Below are 17,533 nucleotides of genomic sequence, written 5' to 3'. Positions count from 1 at the left end.
TGCGTCAGCTTTCGCGGATCGGCAGCGGGCGTTGTTCCTCGATGGCCTCCATGGCGAAATAGGAGGTCACCGTGTCGAGTTCCACTCCGCCGATCAGCCGCTGGTACACTGCGTCATAGCCGGCCATGTCGCGGGTGACGATCTTCAGCATGTAGTCGTAGTCGCCCCCGATCCGGTAGAAGTCGATCACCTCCGGGATCGTCGAGACATGGGTGCGGAACCGCGTCAGCCAGTCGAGCGAATGATGGCGCGTGCGCACCATCATGAAGACGACGAGGTCCAGGCCGAGTTTCTCCCGGTCGAGCCGCGTGTTCTGGCCGAGGATCACGCCGGCCTTCTTCAGTGCCTGGATCCGGTTCCAGCAGGCGTTGGCGGACAGGTGAACGCGCTCCGCCAACTGGCGCTGGGTGAGGCTGCCGTCGCGCTGGATAAGTCGCAGGATGGCGGCGTTGGACTGGTCGATCAATTTATCCCCGCTTCGATCAAAATCACCAATTTCAAGATCAATATCGCTGAAATTTGTGCAAATTTAAGCGATATAAGGACAATTCTAGCGCCTTCCGCAACCTGGAAACGCGATCGGGAGGCAAAATGAGGCATCTGGGGGATTTCTCGCGCGACCTGCGCGCCGGCGGCGACACGCTCGCCCGGCTGCGCGGCGACGTGATCGGCGAGGACGTCCATTTCGAGGGGCCGTTCGGAGCGCGGCGTCTGGTCTATGCCGATTACACCGCCTCGGGGCCGGCCCTGAGCTGTGTCGAGCGGTTCGTATCCGAAGGCGTGTTGCCGTTCTATGCCAACAGCCACACGGAAGCCTCGTTCTGCGGCAGCGCCATGACCCGGCTCAGGGCCGAGGCCCGGGCCGAGATCGTCCGTATTCTCAATGCCGGACCGGACACGTCGGTGCGTTTTCCGCCGCCTCCAACGTCACCGGCATCGTCACCGATGTTGTCGCGGTGACGCGAATCCTGAACCGGCACGGCGCGTTTTCCGTCTGGGACTATGCCGGCGGCGGCCCGTATTTTCCTATCGACATGCGCCCGGCGCCCGACGTCGCACTGGATGCGGTTTTACTGTCGCCGCACAAATTTGCGGGCGGGCCCGCAGCCTCCGGTGTTCTGGCGATCCGTAACAAAGTGGTGCGGCGCAAGATCCCGACGGCTCCCGTTGGCGGCACGGTCGCCTTCGTCTCGCCCTGGGGCCATGATTACACGACGTCACTGCCGGCGCGGGAGGAAGCCGGCACCCCCGATGTGATCGGCGACATTCGTGCCGCGCTCGTCCTTCTGGTCAAGGAGGCGGTCGGTCAGAAGATCATCGCGGGCGTGACAGGGCGTTGTGTGAACAGGCGTTTCGCGCCTGGGAGGAGGTGCCGGAGCTGGAGATCCTGGCCCGCGACAAGCGCGCAAGGCTGCCGATCTTCTGCTTTCGCGTGCGCGATGGCAGGGGCGGATACATCCACCAGCAACTGGTGACGCGGATGTTGAGCGATCACCACGGCATTCAGGCGCGCGGCGGCTGCGCCTGCGCGGGCCCCTATGGGCATCGGTTGCTCGGGATCGACGCGGCGGCCTCGTCTGCGTTGAGAGGGGCGATCCTGAAGGGCGAGGAGACGGAAAAGCCGGGCTGGTGCCGGCTCAACCTGTCGTGGCTGATGGATGATGCGACCGTTGGTTTCGTGCTGCAGAGCGTCGCGGATCTTGCCCGGCGTGCGCCCTCGCTCGTGCCGCTTTACGCCTGCGACCCGGTCACGGCGCGATTCTCGGTCGTGCGGTAGGAGGCGCCGCAAACGGAGAAAGGGCCGCGTTGCCACGGCCCTTTCGTCATTTGCAGGCGATGATGTTCGGTGTCAGGCCGCGCGGACCCCGCGCAGGAACTTGTCGACCTCGCTGCGCAGGACTTCCGACTGCTGCGACAGTTCATTGGCCGCACTGACCAGCTGGCTGCTGGCAGCCCCGGTTTCTGCTGCCGTGCTGCTGACGCTGGTGATGGTCGTCGTGACCTCATACATGCCGCTCGATACCTGTTCGATGTTGCGGGCGATTTCGTGGGTGGCGGATCCCTGTTGCTCGACAGAGGCGGAGATCGCGGTGGAGACCTGGCGAATCCGGTCGATCGTCTCGCCGATCGACCCGATGGATCCGACGGTTTCTTCCGTTGCGCCCTGTATCCCCTTGATCTGTTTACCGATTTCCTCGGTTGCCTTGGCCGTCTGGCTGGCCAGTTCCTTGACCTCGGCGGCAACCACCGCGAAGCCCTTGCCGGCCTCTCCGGCGCGCGCGGCCTCGATGGTGGCATTGAGCGCCAGAAGGTTGGTCTGTTCGGCGATATCCGTGATCAGGGCGATGACTTCACCGATCTTGTCGGCGGCGGTGGTCAGGGTCGAGACTCGCTGGTTCGTCGCTGCGACACTCTGGACCGCAGCTTCGGAAATCTCCTGGGAATCATTCACCTGACGGTTGATCTCGGAGATCGAACTGGACAACTCTTCGGCGGCTCCCGACACGGCCTGCACATTGGTGGAGGCTTCCTCTGCGGCTGCCGAAACCGTGGCCGAACTGGCGGAGTTTTCTTCTGCCGAAGCTGAGAGGGTTTGTGCCGATGCAAGCATCTCCGTGGCCGCGGACGCGACACTGTCGACGATTCCGCCGACGGCTGCCTCGAATTCGGAGGCCAGTTTTTCGCGGGCGACGCGGGCGTCCTCGGCAGCGCGGGCTTCCAGCTCAGCCTGCTGGCTTTCCAGACGCTTCACCTCGAGCGCGTTGTCCTTGAAGGTCTGCACGGCGGATGCCATGTCGCCGATCTCGTCGCCGCGCCCCTGGTAGGGCACGTCCGTGCCCAGATCGCCATCGGCGAGGCGAAGCATGGTTGCATTCATTCTGGAGATCGGGCCGGAAACGCTGCGGGCGAACACGAAGCCCGCAAGGCCCGTGATCACGACGATACCGGCAGCGAGGAGAAGGATCGAGTTGCGCAGTTCGACGGTCGGTTCCTGCACTTCCTGCGCGTCGATATCGGCGAGGAGGGCCCAGGTCACGCCGTTGAAGGTCAAAGGGGTGTAGCCGGAAAGAACCATCTCGCCGCGATAGTCGACGGCGTCGCCGACGCCCACCTTGCCGGCAAGCGCATCCCGCACGGTTGCAGTGTCGACCTTCAGCCTCAGGATGCTCGTTGCTGCACCGTCCTTGCGAAACCGGCTGTCGGAGCGCATCAGCATGTCCGAGCCAACGAGATAGGTTTCGCCGGTGCGCCCAAGACCGGCCGCATTGCCCATGATCGTGTTGATACGGTCGATGGGCATCTGAAAGACCAGCGCACCCTTGAAACGGCCAGCGTCGTCGATGACGGGCGTGGCGATGAAGCTTGCCGGTGCGCCGTTGGACGGGGTGTAGGCGGCAAAATCGGTGAAGGCAATGGATCCGGCTGCCGCATTGTCGCGGACGTTCTTGAAGACTTTCGCGATGTCCGTGTCCTGCCATTTTCCGGTCAGCAGATTGGTCGCGAAGTCGTTTTCCTTGAACACCGAATAGACGAGATCGCCGTTGGGCTCGACAAGGAAAATGTCGTAGTAGCCGCGCGCCTGAAGCAGATTGCGGAACCACGGATGAAACCGCGCGTGGGTCTCGGTGTAGGCGCTCCCGTCCGTCGCCGCATCCAGCTTGTGCTTTTCGCCAAGCGGGTTCGGATTGTCGAAGATGTAAGCGTCGCGGAGTGCGACATTTTCCCCGGCTCCAGCGTTGCCATAGGACGTCTGGAATGCGGTCAATGCGTCTCGCGCCATGGCGCTGTCCGCCACGACCAGCAGGTCTTCCTCGATGCTCTTCAGGTAGAGCGCCAATTCCGATTTGCGCGATCCGACCACCGCTTCCATGTTTCTCATCGCCGCGTTGGCAAGATACTGGCTCGACGAAAGATATGAAGAAACACCGGTGATAACAGTTGCAATTACAGAAAATGCAACCACCAGAATCGGGATTTTGGCGGAAATTGAAAGTCGGGTCAGTCGCGCGAACATGAAGGACGCTCCGTTTGTTGGCCTTGTACAAAAACGAATGCGCCCAAACCATTAAGTATAGCTAAAAATATCAGGAGTTTGCCGAATTTATCTACGATTATTGGTGTATTATTTTAAATAATTCTACTTATAATTGAATTGAACTCTATCGCCTTGTTGGGGTTCGCCATTTTCGGCGGATTGGCGTCGGACCTTCATGCGCCAGCCGATTTGATCCGTTCGGCGATCGCAGCGCGCGACGCAGCAGATCGCCGGTGTAGTTTGCAAGAGCGCGGCAGGATGCGCGAATCGGAGATGCAGATGGAAACGACACTCGACAACATCGAGAAGAGCCGGAACACACAGGCGCAATTGTCCTGGTACGAGACGCGGTCGCAGGCGATCGACGGGCTGCCCGTCGCGCCCCATCGCCTCGTCGACATGATGCCGGTTTTCAGCACGCGCCAGGCGGTCACTCGGTTTCTGGAGACCTATGACTACTGGAACCTGATCCGCGACATTCCCGGCAACATCATCGAGTGCGGCGTGGCGGGCGGCAATTTCCTGATGGCAATGGCGCATTTCGCGTCGATCTTCGAACCGCATCACTATACCCGCCGGGTCGTCGGTTTCGATACGTTCGAGGGGTTCACGGAACCCACGAAAGAAGACCTGTCCTCTGCCGCCAGGCACATGCACAAGGGCGGTCTGGCCTTTGAGTCCTTTGACATGCTGACCTCCGCCATCGAGCTGTTCGACGGCAACCGCATGATCGGCCATGTCCCGAAGGTCGAGCTGGTGAAGGGCGATATCTGCGAAACCTTTCCCGCCTATCTGGAACGGTGTCCCGCGGCCACCATCGGTCTGCTGCACCTCGATCTCGATCTCTACAAGCCGACCCGCGACGTGCTCGATCTCGCCTGGGACCGGATGGCGCGCGGCGCCGTCGTCGTCTTCGACGAGATCAATCACGAGGATTATCCCGGTGAAACGATTGCCGTGCGCGAATCGCTCGGTCTCGATAGGCTGCGGCTGCGCCGGGTGCCCTGCGCGTCCATGGCGGCCTATTGCATCAAGGGAGAGTGATCCTTGGCGTTTCTCGACACGCACCCCGAGGGGTTCACCATCGCCGATGGCGGTCTCGACGATCTGATCGCGGCGTCGACCGCCTTCCTGTTCGAGGCGACCGGGACAACGTCGCATGAGACCTTTTCGCAGAAACTGATCGCGGATCGCAGCGCCGGCGGCACGCTCGCCGCCGGCACGCAGGACCGGTTCACCGGTTCCGCACTCTTTGCCGAGCTCGTTGCCGGCGAGGCGTTGCGCCGCTTCGCCGCCCGGCTCGTCGAATGCCCGCCGGAGCGGGTGCTGCTTGCCTTTCCGCATCTGCGCATCGATTTGCCGTCGGAGTTTCAGGCAGACGAGAAGCGGCTGAACCTGCCCTGGCATCAGGAGGCGGACTACTATCTGCCGAAGGGGGACTGCTCGACGAAGAGCCTGGTGATCTCGACGCCGCTGTTCGATTGCGCGCGCCACGACGGGGCGCTGGTGGCGGGGGCCTTCTCTCACGCGCAAGGCCAGGAAACGCATGCGATGGTCTTCATGGATCCGCAGAACAACCGCCACAAACGCGTCATCTGCACCCCGCCAGAGAGCGAGACGGTGCTGGAAACCGTCAGGGGGCAGTCGCAGGTGATCTCGTTCCTGACCAAGCACAAGAGCGGCGTGAATACGGGATCGTTCGTGCGCTGCACGTTTCTGGTGCGTGTGTCCGACCGGCTGGATGTGGCCGAGGCAACAGGGCTTGCGGCAAGCGCCTAGTGGCGTGAATTTGACATTTGATCAGGAGCCTCGCCGAAAACGGGACCCAAATGTCAAATTCAAAAGCTCCAATAAAGTCATATATTTATCTAGGGTCAGGACCTGTTGACATGGCTGCGATGGTCGGAGCGGATGTGTGCGGATACGAGGAGCAAGCCCGCAGGAAGGCTGGAGCCTTTCAAGGGATTGCGACATGGTATCCCGTGCGGATCCGCCCGATCCGAAGGACGCTCGAGCTGACGTCGACCTGCGGCGTCAAAGCCCTCGACCGGGGGAATGGCCCCGCCCTTCGGGCTTTTCCTTGCATCTCTCGTCATCTGGAACGCCATTTCAGTCATATCAACAGGTCCTGACCCTAGTGGTTCTCTTGATTCCGACATTTGCTGCGGCGGTGCTGCGCGGGGAGGCAAATGTCGGAATCGAACCACTAGCGGACCAGGTCCTTCATCGCCGCGTCCAGCCCTTCCAGCGTTAGCGGGTAGTGGCGGCCCTCCATCAGCGTCTGGATCATCTGGATGGAGTGGGTGTAGGACCAGTGGCGTTCGGCAACCGGGTTGAGCCAGACGCTCTTTTGGTAGTGCGCCGTCAGGCGCTGTATCCACGCAGCTCCCGGTTCCTCGTTCCAGTGTTCCGCGGAGCCGCCGGCATAGGCGATCTCATAGGGGCTCATGGAGGCGTCGCCCACGAAGATCAGTTTGTAGTCGGAGCCGTACTTGTTGAGCACATCGAAGGTCGACATGCGCTCGGAATGCCGGCGGGCGTTGTTCTTCCAGACGAATTCATAGGGGCAGTTGTGGAAGTAGAAATACTCCATCACCTTGAATTCGGTGCGCGCGGCCGAAAACAGTTCCTCGCAGACGCGGATGTGATCGTCCATTGAGCCGCCGATGTCGAAGAACAGCAACACCTTGACCGCATTGCGCCGTTCGGGCCGCATCTTGATGTCGAGCAGGCCCCTGTGCGCGGTTGCGCGGATCGTGTCGTCGAGGTCGAGTTCTTCGGCTGCGCCCTGACGGGCGAAGCGGCGCAGGCGCTTGAGCGCGACCTTGATGTTGCGCGTGCCGAGCTCGACGGTGTCGTCGAGATCCTTGAAGGTACGCTTGTCCCAGACCTTGACGGCACGGCGGTGGCGGCTTTCGTCCTGGCCGATGCGCACGCCTTCGGGATTGTAGCCATAGGCGCCAAAGGGACTGGTGCCGGCGGTGCCGATCCACTTGTTGCCGCCCTGATGGCGATCCTTTTGCTCCTTGAGCCGCTCTTTAAGCGTCTCCATGAGCTTCTCGAAGCCGCCGAGCGCCTCGATCCGGGCCTTTTCCTCTTCGCTCAGGTGCTTTTCGGCGAGCTTGCGCAGCCAGTCCTCGGGCAGGTCTTCCGCCTCGATTGCCGACCCGAGGTCGAGCCCATTGAAGGTCTGGCCGAAGATCCGGTCGAACTTGTCGAGATTGGCTTCGTCCTTCACCAGGCAGGCGCGGGCGAGATAATAGAAGTCCTCCACCTGCCGGCCGGCGAGGTCGGCCTTCAGCGCCTCCATCAGCGTGAGGTACTCGCGCAGGGACACCGGAACGCCGCCGGAGCGCAGATTGGTCAGGAACGTGATGAACATCGGCGCAAGTTACGGGGCTTGCGTGGCGCTGTCGAGATGGCCCCTCGCCAATGATTGTCGGGAACGCTGCCGCCGATGGTCGGTGGCGTCGATCCAGACTCTCCGGTGACGACCTTGCGCATCACGCCGGCCGCATTTGGTGCGCACCGCTTTCTCTTCATGTCCTGGACGCTGCGGTTGCCCCCTCAGGAACCGGAGGCCAGACGGCGGTCGGCTCCAAGCAGCGCAACCGGCGCATCCGAACCGACCATTTGCGACAGGGCATCGATCGAAACGGGACGGGAGAGCAGGTATCCCTGCCCCAGACGGACGCCGAGCGACGTGAGTGCTGCAAGCTGATCCGGTGTCTCAATGCCTTCCGCGATCACAAGCGCTTTCAGTTGCCGGGCGATATCGACGATGTTGGGAACCAGCGATGCGCGCAGGGACGTTTCCTTGTGATCAATGCCCTGAATGAACTGCTTGTCGATCTTGAGGTAGTCCGGCGACATGCGACGAACCTCCGCGAGATTGGAAAACCCGACGCCAAAGTCATCTATGGAGACGGTAAATCCCAGGGCGCGGAGGTGGGTGAGCGCGGCCTCCTTGTCGTTTCGCAACATGGAGCCGGCCTCCAGAACCTCGCAGTTGAGCGTCAGTCCGTTCTGGCGGGCCCGCGCGACCGCGGGCGAGGCGGTCAGCATGGGAAGATTGTCCTCCCGAAGGTCGTTTTGGAAGAAATTGATCGAGATTGTCCAGGAGCGTGCGATATCGCCCAAAGTCCCGAGATCGTCGGTGACCATGCTGATGATTCTCTGCGTGAAGGCCCAGGTGTCGTGCGCCTTGTCGATCTCGGGGATGAACACATCGGGCGGCAACGCCCCGATGTCGTCCTCGAAGCGCGCAAGCGCTTCAACGCCGACAATCTCTCCGTTCTGCAGATCGAAGATCGGCTGGTAGTGGCAGTAAAAGCCGTCGCCATCGCCGTTGTGGATGGCACGGTGAATCCTGCCGGGGATACTCTTGCGGTAGCGCAATCGGATCAGGATCCGTTGTTGGGCGACCGCTCCGATCAGCAGGCAGAAGATGAGGCTGGAGATGATCAGCACCTTGTGGCGCTGAAGGATGGCGGCGGCGCTGTTATGCCCGGCAAGGCAGAAGCCGAGCTGTTCGCGTTCATCGCAGAGCTCGACGGAGATGCTGGGCGTCAGCAGATGCGTACCGGTCGCGATGAGCTCCTGGAAAACGCCTGGCGTGCCATACAGATGAATGCCGTAGTCCTCGTCCGGCGGACGGGTGAATGCTTCCCAGACGAAGGGCGTCTTGGATCCCGACAAGACGCGCTGGTTGATCAGGACGCCGATTCGCCCGGCGGCGATGAACAAGTTGGCGCTGCTCTCGGGCAGGCCGTCCGTCTCGAAGTTGAGCCAGATGTAACGGTCCGGGCGTCGGCGCGACTGAAAACTCGGCTCGGGAATGGCAATTGGCTGCGGGAAAATTCCGAATGTGCCCGAGCAGATGGCGTAGCCACCGGCAACCTCGTCCAGAATCAGAATGTCGTGCACGAAACTGTTGGTGAAGAGCGTTGCGCTGAGTTTGCGCAAATAGGCGGAGCTGCACCCCAGTTCCGGATCCTTGCCCAGCTCGTTCAGAACAATATTCGCCTGTTGTGTCACAAGCTTGGTGCGCGTCATCATGGTCTGAAGAGTTGCGCGCATTCCGGTGCGGACTTCAAGCCCGTGCAGTGTCTTGATCGTGACAAGACAGATGAATGAAATCAACACGGCCAAACAGACGCTGAGGACACGATCTTTCGATAAAAATGCCACGTTTTTGACCCGGATGGTTTCCAGTTTTTTCAGACTGACTGTTCGTCATTTGGAATGCAACATTTGAATAAATTCAATTCATGTAAAAAATAACGATAATATATTTATGTTTTCTATGTATGGGGGAGTCAGATTTTTCTGTACGCGAAAGATGACAGATGGATATCCTGCGCGGCAGCGGGCGGGTGACCTATACGAAATCCAGACGAAACGAGCAGAACTTCAGATGGTACGTAAATGTATTAGTTGCGTCCGGAACTTTCCTCGAGCAGTGCCCGGGTCTCGGGATCGCTGCGAAACATCTCGCCCATTACGTCGGATACGGCCGGGCCGCCATGGCCGACGAAGGGGACGGGACGGCAGACCGCGATGGCCGCGATGCCGACGCGGGCGGTCAGGAGACCGTTGATGACGCCCTCGCCGAGTCGTGCGGAGAGGCGGGCGGCAAGACCGTGACCGAGCAGTTGCGACACCAGACTGTCGCCCGCCGCCATGCCGCCAGTCATGGCGAGATGCGCCACCACATGACGGGCCAGACGCAGGAAACCGAAGATGCCCGGTCGCCCGCCATAGAGATCCGCAAGCCGGCGCATCACGCGCAGGTTTTCCATCAGAACCACGGCAAGATCGAGCGCGGCACGTGGCGAGACCGCGGTGACCACCGAGACGCGCTTGACGCTCTCCTTGACGATGCGCACGGCGCGGGCGTCGATCTGCGTCATCAGTTCGCGTTCGGCAAGCCGCACCAGATCGCGACCGTCGATTACCTCGCGCAGATGCGCGGACAGCGCGCTACGCCCCGCAGCGGTCTCCGGCCGGCCGGAGTAGAGCGTGATGAGCTCGGCAAGGGCCGCCCGTGCGGCTGTGTCGTCGTCCTGCTCGGCTGCCAGGGTCAGGGACTGGCGCAGGCTGTCGATCTTGCGCAACCGCATGAGGCCGAACACCTCGCGCAAGGCGAGGCCGACGGCGGCGAGCGCGGCGATCGCGGCGAGTGCGACGGCGGTCCATCCGAGCCAGTCCGTGCGGGCAAAGAGATCGTGGATCAACGCATCGACCGACAGGCCGATCGCGAGCGAGGCGAGCCCGCCAAGTCCGACGATGAGCCAACGTCCCCAGCGCGGGCCGCGCCGCGTCTCGTCCGGTGCGGGTGCGGTTTCGGCCTCGGCGTCGGAATGGACTTCCTCGGCCTCCATGCTCAGACGCGTGTCGTCTAGGCGAAAGGCGGCCGGCCGCCGGCGCTTGCGCGCGCGGGGGGCATCACTGTCGCGGGAGCCTTGCCCTTCGCTCATGTCAGATGGTCTCCAAACAGGAAATGCAGCGCCCGGTCGAGGCGGATATGCGGCAGCGAGAGCTTGAGCCCTTCCGCCGTCGTTTGCAGCTCGGGCGGGCGAAACCGCACAAAGCGCACGGGCGGCTGTGGTTCCGCTCCGGTCGTGAATACGGCTTCGGGATCGTCCGGCAGGTCGCCCGGGAAAAGCGCGATTTCCGTCTTTCCGTCGTAGATCTCGCCGTTGACGCGTTCTCCGGGAAGCGGCGTGCCCAGGATTGCCGGCATGGCCTCGCCGTCGTGGGTGACGCGGGCCTCGCGCGTGGCGCGGATCGCGGCGAGTGCGAGCACATCGACCTCGGCACCGCTGTAGTGGGCGCGCTCGAGCGCCCGCTTGACGAGGCGGCGCAGGATCGCCTCCAGCCGGTCGTGATCGGCGCGGTGAAGGTGGTCCGCCTTGGTCGCTGCAAACAGGATCCTGTCGATGCGCCGCGTCAGGATGGAAAACAGCCGCGACACGCGCCCGGGACGGAAGGCCGCCAGGATCTCCGACAGGGCGGTTTCCAGATCGGCGAGCGCGGCTGGCCCGGCATTCAGCGCGCTCAACGCATCGACGAGCACGATCTGCCGGTCGAGACGGGCGAAATGGTCGCGGAAGAAGGGCCGCACGACGTGCTTCTTGTAGGATTCGTAACGCCGCTCCATCATCGCACGCAGGGATCCCGGCGGCGCGGTTCCGGCATCGGCGGCGATGTCGAGAGGCGCGAAGGTGAGGGCGGGGGAGCCGTCCATGTCGCCCGGCATCAGGAAGCGTCCGGGCGGCAGCATGGAGAGCGCGCGCCCCTCCGCCCGGCACTCGGCGAGATAGGCGGTGTAGTGGCGTGCGAGATCGCGGGCGGTCGCCTCGTCGGCCTCTGTGTCCGGATCGATGTCGGCAAGGGCGTCGAGGAACGGGCGCGCGATCGGCGCGCGGGCGTCCTGGCGCGCCCGCTCCAGTGCCTCGCGCGAGAACGCCTGGAAGTCCTTGTCGAGCAGCGGCAGGTCGAGAAGCCATTCGCCGGGATAGTCGACGATGTCGAGATGCAGTTTTCCGCGCCCGAGCGCGCGCGACAGGAAATGCGCGGATTCAAACGTGATCGTCAGCCTGAGTTCGGAGACCTGTCGGGTGGATTGCGGCCAGTCGCGTTCTTTCAGGAGCGTGTCTACATGCGCTTCGACATCGAAACGCGGCACGGCATCGTCGGGCTGCGGCTCCAGTGCGGCGCGGGCGATCCGCCCCTCGGCCGCCGCATCCAGCATCGGCAGCCGCCCGCCATTCACCAGATTGTGGATCAGTGCGGTGATGAACACGGTCTTGCCGGCGCGCGACAGGCCGGTCACGCCGAGGCGCACCGTCGGTGTGCCCAGGTCGCTAACGGTCTCGGCAATGTTGTCGACGGAGTAGCGGACTTCGTCGCTGAGGCGTGAGAAAAGCGTCTTGCGGGTCAATGTGTGTCTCCGCGCCGCCATGTGGTGGGGGGCGTTCGGTCTTGCAAGGGAGAGAGCCGTAAATGGAGCAACTCGAGGCGCGCGTCACGCGTCGTTGTCGGATGTCGGCGGGGTGTCGCCACCGTCGTTTGCCGCCTCCGGCAGCGCCGACAGCGATGTCGCGGCGGCCGGAAGATGGCGCGGCAGGCAATAGGCGACGATCCGCCCGCTTTCGCGCTCCACATCGGACCAGCGATCTGCCGCGAAGTCGATTATCGCGAGCGCGGCCGTTGGATACTTGCCCTCGATGGCCTCGATCAGGGCGGGGTTGCCGCTGCCGACAAGCTCCAGCGCGGTGTCCCTTGTGGCGGGATTGTGGCCGACGACCATCAGGGTCCGGGCATTGCCGCCAAGGGCGCGGATCGTCTCCACATAGTCCATCTCCGAATCGTCATAGATCCCGCGTGTGACGTGAACGTCGATCTCACCGGAGAGGTGGGGCAGGACAAGTGCCAGTGTTTCTCGTGCGCGCTGGGCGGTGGAGCACAGCACCTTGTCCGGCATCAGGCCATGGCGGGCCATATGCGCGCCGACTGCGGGTGCGGCGGTCTTGCCGCGGGTGCTCAGCGTCCGGTCGTGGTCGCGCGCTGCCGCATCGTGCCAGTCGGACTTGGCGTGCCTCAAGAGCAGCAATCTCAGCATGGCGCGTCTCCCTCCCTCCGCCGGGGTTCGTCGAGCATACAGAGGGGATGCATCGCGTCACAAGTGGCGTGCTCGGTCGGCGGGCTACAGGGATGGCCTCACGATCTGGCCAGCGAGACATTGGGGCAGGGCCTCCTCAGCCGTCGTCGGGGGCCGGGCGATATTCGATGAGGTCGCCCGGCTGGCAGTCCAGCGCCTCGCAGATGCGTTCCAGCGTTTCGAAGCGCACGCCCTTCACCTTGCCGGACTTCAGCAGCGAGACGTTCTGCTCGGTGATGCCGATGCGCTCCGCCAGTTCGCGGGAGCGCATCTTGCGCCGCGCCAGCATGACATCGAGATTGATGATGATCGCCATGGTTCGCTTCCTTACACGAACTGGCGGTTCTCGTCCGCTATGCGTGCCGCCTCCTCGAGCGTCCAGCCAAGAACAATCAGCAATCCGCCGGCGATGACCGTGGTGACGTCGTTGCTGCCGAAGCCGACGGCAAGCATCCGCTCGCCGGGCGGGTTTGGCAGGGAGACGACGACGCTCGCGACGGCGCGGATCACGATCGTGAGGGGGCCAAGCGCGGCGACGACGATGCCGATCCGCTTCAGCCGCGCACCGCTTTCCGGTGTCAGGACTTCTCCTCGTGCAAATCCGAGGAACAGCCGCCGCACGGCAACGAACCCCGCCAGCGCGGCGAGCAGGGGAACGGCGGCGAGGGCGACGACGCGGGCGCGGGTCAGAGGCGTCAGGATCCCGTCCTTCGGCGCCTCCACCGCGTCGAGCAGCCGGGCGTCGAGTGCGGCCGGATCGAGGAGCGTCAAGGCGACAAGGATTGCCGGGATCGCGACGATCGCCACGATCGGGACAAGCGTCACGCCGGCCATCACGCGGCTGACCAGACGGATGCGGGCGAGGCGTCCCCCGGCGGTGTCCAAACTGGGCGAGACGGTCATCATTGTTCAATTCCTTCACGATCTGGTTTACAAATTTATTGTTTAACAATAATAAATGGCCGTCAACTGTGAAATTTCAGGCCAAGAGCCAATTGTGGAGCATTGCCATGCGCAGATCGCATCGCCTTTCCGTTTCATCACGCGGTCTCGCCGGAATCGCAGGGGGGCTGGTCCTGGGCGCCGCGGTCGCCGCCTGCGGTCATGTTCCCCTGACAAGCATGGTGAAGCTTCGCGCCTTCGACCTGAAAACCACCGATCCCGAGCAACTGATGGTCGCCGTGCGGCATCCCGACTGGATCAGGATTCCGCCAGGCGGGGCGGTGATGGTCGTCGAGCGACGTGGCACGCCTGGCGGGATTGTCGTGCGGCGGGACGAGATCGTATTTGAACGGGTGACGGGCAGGCGTGACCTCGTCGGTCTCTCATCGGAGCGAAGGCAAGGTGCCACACTCGCCGTGTTCACGGTGTCGCAGCAAGATGCGCAAAAGCTGCGCGCTGTGCAGCGCCGACTTGCCGAGACCCGCGCAAGACCGGGCACCGGTCGCAACGGAACGCTTTCGATTTCCGTGACAGGGTGCCGTATCGGACCGGTTCGGGCGGGGCCGTGCCGGTGTCGACTTATCTGGCGGCCAGCGAATTCGACGGGTTCGTTGCGCTCGTGCGCGATTTCGACCTGAGGGCGGCGATGCGCGGGGTCGGCGTGTCTGACGATGAAGCGATCGAAAGCTGCAAGCAAGCGGGCGCGGACGGCCTGTGAGACAAGGCTGCCGCGTGCGTCAACGCGTGTCCGTCTGTGCCATTACCGTGGCAAAGGCCGCCACCAAAGGGCCGATGCTTTCGGCCTGCGAGGGCAGCGTGTAGACCATCCAAAGGGTGTAGTCCGCGCTTTTCGCGGTAAACCGCCACAGTGTCTCGCAGCGGGTGCCGTCGCCGCGCCGGCCGGTGCGAAAAGACACGCCAGAGGCCGGTGCGCCGGTCGTTTCAAGCCTCGAAAAACCGGCCTCGGCGTAGCGCTTGCGGAAAATGCGCGTGATTTGCGCGCTGGTGCCGACAGGGTGACTGCGCAGGATCGCGTTTGTGCCGTCTGTTCCCTGATAGACGCAGCCGGCGATCCGGTCGACGCCGCTGCCGAGCACTTGGATGCGGCTGAGCGAGGCAACCTGGTCCGGGCATGTCAGGCCGGTGAAGTGACGCATGCCGGTCGTGACCGTTCGCCAGCCCGATTCCATCGTCGCGTCCTGCGCGCGGCTCTCGCCGGAGAGGCCTCCCAGGCCGATAAGCACAGCGACTGCCAGGGCGGCAGTGCGGTGCGGGCTCAGCGCCCGTCGCGCCGGTTGAGGAAGGCGAGGCGCTCGAACAGATGCACGTCCTGTTCGTTCTTGATCAAGGCCCCATGCAGCGGCGGAATCAGTTTCTTGCTGTCGCGCTCGCGCAGGTCGGCAGGCTCCATGTCCTCGTTGAGCAGCAGCTTGATCCAATCCAGCAACTCCGATGTGGAGGGTTTCTTCTTCAGACCGGGCGTGTCGCGCACATCGTAGAATATTTTCAGTGCTTCGCGCAGCAATTCCGCTTTTAGACCGGGAAAATGCACCTCGACGATGTCGGACATCGTATCGGCATCGGGGAAGGTGATGTAATGAAAGAAGCAGCGTCGCAGGAAGGCGTCCGGCAATTCCTTCTCGTTGTTCGATGTGATGATCACCACCGGCCGCTGACGGGCGCGGATCATCTCGCCGGTCTCGTAGACATGAAATTCCATGCGGTCGAGTTCCTGCAGCAGGTCGTTGGGGAACTCGATGTCGGCCTTGTCGATCTCGTCGATCAGCAACACCGGACGCTGGCCGGCGGAAAAGGCCTCCCAGAGCTTGCCCTTGCGGATGTAATTGGCGATGTCGTGCACCCGGTCGTCGCCGAGCTGGCTGTCGCGCAGCCGCGATACCGCGTCGTATTCGTAAAGACCCTGTTGCGCCTTCGTGGTCGACTTGATGTGCCACTCGATCAGCGGCGCGTCGAGCGCGCCGGCGATCTCCTGCGCCAGTATGGTCTTGCCGGTCCCGGGCTCGCCCTTGACGAGCAACGGTCGTTCCAGTGTCACGGCCGCGTTGACCGCGATCCGCAGGTCCTCCGTTGCGACATAACCGGACGTGCCCTCGAAACGCATGGACTTCCTCACTCCTGAATGATCTTGCAGCGCACACTATGGGGCCGCAATTGCCCGCGCAAGATGGCTCGAGACAGCGTCGAGGGCGGCATTTGTTGCCGGGAGCGTGCGGACAAAGCTGCCGGTCGGACACTCCCTGCCGCCGCAGGTCCCCTGGTCGATAAAATGAAAGAGACGTTATTTCATATGGTTAACGGAATTATGTGAACTGGCACATTGTTTGCCAACCCCAGGATCGAGACCGGCGTGCCCAGCGGCGCCGGAAAGTCCGTCCTTTCCGTCCTGGAGGATCACATGGGTGTTTTTGGTGCTTTGAACGCGGCCGTCTCCGGCCTTTCCGCGCAGGCTTATGCGCTGGAGAATATCTCTGGCAACATCGCCAACGCGGCGACGGTTGGCTACAAGCGGCTCGATACGTCGTTTTCCGACCTTGTCGGCGGCGGCAAGGGCGCGCAGCCCGGCCAGATCGCCGGCACGGTGTCCGCCAACTCCCGTGCGACCAACGGGCTGCAGGGTGATCTGCAGCAGAGCCAGGTCGACACCTACATGGGGATCAACGGAAGCGGCTATTTCGTCGTTCAGGGCAAGGCCGGCGAGGTCGACGGCCGGACGATTTTCTCCGGCAACGATCTCTACACCCGTCGCGGTGATTTTGAGGTCGACAAGGAAGGACGCCTGGTCAATGGCGCCGGCTACTACCTGATGGGCCAGCCGATCGATCCGGTCACCAAGAACGTGTCCGGTTCGGTCCCTTCCATCATCACCATCGACAATTCCGTGATCCCGGCCGTGGTCACGGACCGGATCAACTACGAAGGCAACCTGCCGACGACCCCGCAGACGAGCACGCAGCTTGCCGGCGGCAGCGAGTTGCTCGATGGGACCCTGACCAAGGCCTCGACCGGCGCCGTGCCCGACGCCGCCGCCGTCGGCCAGACCGTTGGCGTCGACGCCATCAATGCCGACGACGAGGTGGCCTTCCTCAACACCTCCATCGCCGGCGAGGCGATCACCGTATACAACTCGAGCGGCACGCCCGTGAACGTGCAGATGCGCTGGGCCAAGACCTTCGAGGACGACGGTTCGCAGCCGGACACCTGGTCGCTCTACTACCTGTCGGATTCCGCAGCCACGGGCGCCAACCCGAAGTGGAGCAAGGTGTCGGACGCGCAGTTCGATTCCAGTGCCGGTAACGGCGGACAGATGCTGGTTCCCGCCAATGACTCGATGTCGATCACCGGCCTTTCCGTCGATGGCGAAGTCGTTGGCGACATGGCGCTCGATTTCGGCACCGGCGCGCTGACGCAGTTTTCCGATTCCAACGGCAGCGCCAAGATCTCCAAGCTGACGCAGAACGGGTATCCGTCCGGAGACCTTGCCGGCATCTCGATTTCGGAAGCCGGCCGTCTCGTCGCCTCCTACTCCAACGGCCGGACCCGCGAGCTGCACGAAATCTCGCTGGTGTCCTTCTCCGGCGAGGCGTGGCTTGAGCGCGTTGACGGCGGTGCCTTCGAGGTCACGCCGGAATCGGGTGAGCCGATCGCCGGCGCACAGGGGCGGATCGTCGGCAAGCGGCTGGAATCGTCGAACACCGATATCGCGGACGAATTCTCCAAGCTGATCGTCACCCAGCAGGCCTATTCCGCCAATACACGGATTGTCTCCTCGGGCGACCAGATGCTGCAGGAAGCCATCAACATGATCCGGTAGGCGGATCGGTGAGATCGCCCGGCCGGACCGCTTCGGCCGGGCAAGACGTGATCGCAGG

15 protein-coding genes and 1 pseudogene are annotated in these 17,533 nt (G+C 63.0%); 5 read left to right on the top strand and 11 right to left on the bottom strand.

What is annotated here, in order from left to right; all coding sequences use genetic code 11:
• Window positions 1-4: 4 nt before the first annotated feature.
• Window positions 5-466: an Lrp/AsnC family transcriptional regulator gene (locus tag BLU32_RS12375; RefSeq protein WP_208976877.1), complete on the bottom strand. Its 462-nt coding sequence runs from the start codon at window positions 464-466 to the stop codon at window positions 5-7.
• 125 nt (window positions 467-591) lie between these two features.
• Here BLU32_RS12375 and BLU32_RS12370 point away from each other — a divergent pair.
• Window positions 592-1,777: pseudogene (locus tag BLU32_RS12370) on the top strand (aminotransferase class V-fold PLP-dependent enzyme).
• Window positions 1,778-1,849: 72 nt separating this feature from the next.
• Here BLU32_RS12370 and BLU32_RS12365 read toward each other — a convergent pair.
• Window positions 1,850-3,880, bottom strand: coding sequence for a methyl-accepting chemotaxis protein (locus tag BLU32_RS12365; RefSeq protein ID WP_256371420.1), 2,031 nt, complete (start codon window positions 3,878-3,880; stop codon window positions 1,850-1,852).
• A 435-nt stretch (window positions 3,881-4,315) separates the two neighbouring features.
• On the opposite strand from BLU32_RS12365, the gene BLU32_RS12360 reads away from it, so the two are divergent.
• Both BLU32_RS12360 and BLU32_RS12355 read left to right on the top strand, forming a co-directional pair.
• Window positions 4,316-5,080, top strand: a complete 765-nt coding sequence (locus BLU32_RS12360) for a TylF/MycF/NovP-related O-methyltransferase (RefSeq protein WP_157727657.1) — start codon at window positions 4,316-4,318, stop codon at window positions 5,078-5,080.
• 3 nt (window positions 5,081-5,083) lie between these two features.
• Window positions 5,084-5,815 carry a hypothetical protein gene (locus BLU32_RS12355; RefSeq protein WP_093807367.1) on the top strand — a complete coding sequence of 244 codons (732 nt, stop codon included), beginning with the start codon at window positions 5,084-5,086 and terminating at the stop codon, window positions 5,813-5,815.
• 427 nt (window positions 5,816-6,242) lie between these two features.
• Here BLU32_RS12355 and BLU32_RS12350 read toward each other — a convergent pair whose 3' ends face one another.
• The 7 genes from BLU32_RS12350 to BLU32_RS12320 all read right to left on the bottom strand — a co-directional run bounded on the left by BLU32_RS12350 (window position 6,243) and on the right by BLU32_RS12320 (window position 13,607).
• Window positions 6,243-7,418: a VWA domain-containing protein gene (locus BLU32_RS12350; protein ID WP_093807365.1), complete on the bottom strand. Its 1,176-nt coding sequence runs from the start codon at window positions 7,416-7,418 to the stop codon at window positions 6,243-6,245.
• A 185-nt stretch (window positions 7,419-7,603) separates the two neighbouring features.
• A complete protein-coding gene (locus BLU32_RS12345) occupies window positions 7,604-9,115 on the bottom strand; it encodes an EAL domain-containing protein (protein ID WP_157727656.1) in 1,512 nt (503 codons plus the stop codon).
• A 353-nt stretch (window positions 9,116-9,468) separates the two neighbouring features.
• The gene (locus tag BLU32_RS12340; protein ID WP_093807361.1) at window positions 9,469-10,515 is read right to left on the bottom strand and encodes a YcjF family protein; all 1,047 of its coding nucleotides are present in this window, start codon (window positions 10,513-10,515) and stop codon (window positions 9,469-9,471) included.
• Entirely contained in the window at window positions 10,512-11,981 is a 1,470-nt protein-coding gene (locus BLU32_RS12335; protein WP_244501692.1) for a YcjX family protein, read from the bottom strand. Before BLU32_RS12335 ends, BLU32_RS12340 begins: the two co-directional genes overlap by 4 nt.
• Before the next feature lie 84 nt (window positions 11,982-12,065).
• On the bottom strand, window positions 12,066-12,662 hold the full coding sequence (locus BLU32_RS12330; RefSeq protein ID WP_093807357.1) for a histidine phosphatase family protein: 597 nt from the start codon (window positions 12,660-12,662) through the stop codon (window positions 12,066-12,068).
• A gap of 136 nt (window positions 12,663-12,798) precedes the next feature.
• Window positions 12,799-13,017: a helix-turn-helix transcriptional regulator gene (locus BLU32_RS12325; protein WP_093807355.1), complete on the bottom strand. Its 219-nt coding sequence runs from the start codon at window positions 13,015-13,017 to the stop codon at window positions 12,799-12,801.
• A gap of 11 nt (window positions 13,018-13,028) precedes the next feature.
• Entirely contained in the window at window positions 13,029-13,607 is a 579-nt protein-coding gene (locus tag BLU32_RS12320; protein ID WP_093807353.1) for a DUF2975 domain-containing protein, read from the bottom strand.
• Between BLU32_RS12320 and BLU32_RS21825 the strand changes: the two genes are divergently transcribed.
• Entirely contained in the window at window positions 13,607-14,281 is a 675-nt protein-coding gene (locus BLU32_RS21825) for a hypothetical protein (RefSeq protein ID WP_157727655.1), read from the top strand. The two genes, BLU32_RS12320 and BLU32_RS21825, sit on opposite strands and share 1 nt — an antisense overlap.
• A 99-nt stretch (window positions 14,282-14,380) precedes the next feature.
• On the opposite strand, the gene BLU32_RS12315 is transcribed toward BLU32_RS21825, so the two are convergent.
• Both BLU32_RS12315 and BLU32_RS12310 read right to left on the bottom strand, forming a co-directional pair.
• Complete coding sequence (locus BLU32_RS12315; protein WP_093807351.1) at window positions 14,381-14,887, bottom strand: hypothetical protein; 507 nt, start codon at window positions 14,885-14,887, stop codon at window positions 14,381-14,383.
• Between the two features lie 32 nt (window positions 14,888-14,919).
• Window positions 14,920-15,765 (bottom strand): MoxR family ATPase, encoded by an 846-nt coding sequence (locus BLU32_RS12310; RefSeq protein ID WP_093807349.1) that lies wholly within the window; start codon window positions 15,763-15,765, stop codon window positions 14,920-14,922.
• A gap of 294 nt (window positions 15,766-16,059) precedes the next feature.
• On the opposite strand from BLU32_RS12310, the gene BLU32_RS12305 reads away from it, so the two are divergent.
• Window positions 16,060-17,475, top strand: a complete 1,416-nt coding sequence (locus BLU32_RS12305; protein ID WP_157727653.1) for a flagellar hook protein FlgE — start codon at window positions 16,060-16,062, stop codon at window positions 17,473-17,475.
• The last annotated feature ends 58 nt before the right edge of the window (window positions 17,476-17,533 follow it).

This window comes from Stappia sp. ES.058 (assembly GCF_900105595.1).
Taxonomy (GTDB): Bacteria; Pseudomonadota; Alphaproteobacteria; order Rhizobiales; family Stappiaceae; genus Stappia.
The sequence above is the reverse complement of the archived record's forward strand: the minus strand, read 5'-3'. Positions and strand labels throughout refer to the sequence as shown.

Bases quoted from the DNA above. Each gene is read 5' to 3' on its own strand.
- BLU32_RS12340 (WP_093807361.1), bottom strand. From the start codon at position 10,515: ATGAGCGAAGGGCAAGGCTCCCGCGACAGTGATGCCCCCCGCGCGCGC.
- BLU32_RS12305 (WP_157727653.1), top strand. From the start codon at position 16,060: ATGGGTGTTTTTGGTGCTTTGAACGCGGCCGTCTCCGGCCTTTCCGCG.
- BLU32_RS12320 (WP_093807353.1), bottom strand. From the start codon at position 13,607: ATGATGACCGTCTCGCCCAGTTTGGACACCGCCGGGGGACGCCTCGCC.
- BLU32_RS12360 (WP_157727657.1), top strand. From the start codon at position 4,316: ATGGAAACGACACTCGACAACATCGAGAAGAGCCGGAACACACAGGCG.
- BLU32_RS12310 (WP_093807349.1), bottom strand. From the start codon at position 15,765: ATGCGTTTCGAGGGCACGTCCGGTTATGTCGCAACGGAGGACCTGCGG.
- BLU32_RS12350 (WP_093807365.1), bottom strand. From the start codon at position 7,418: ATGTTCATCACGTTCCTGACCAATCTGCGCTCCGGCGGCGTTCCGGTG.
- BLU32_RS12345 (WP_157727656.1), bottom strand. From the start codon at position 9,115: ATGCGCGCAACTCTTCAGACCATGATGACGCGCACCAAGCTTGTGACA.
- BLU32_RS12330 (WP_093807357.1), bottom strand. From the start codon at position 12,662: ATGCTGAGATTGCTGCTCTTGAGGCACGCCAAGTCCGACTGGCACGAT.
- BLU32_RS12325 (WP_093807355.1), bottom strand. From the start codon at position 13,017: ATGGCGATCATCATCAATCTCGATGTCATGCTGGCGCGGCGCAAGATG.
- BLU32_RS12365 (WP_256371420.1), bottom strand. From the start codon at position 3,880: ATGAGAAACATGGAAGCGGTGGTCGGATCGCGCAAATCGGAATTGGCG.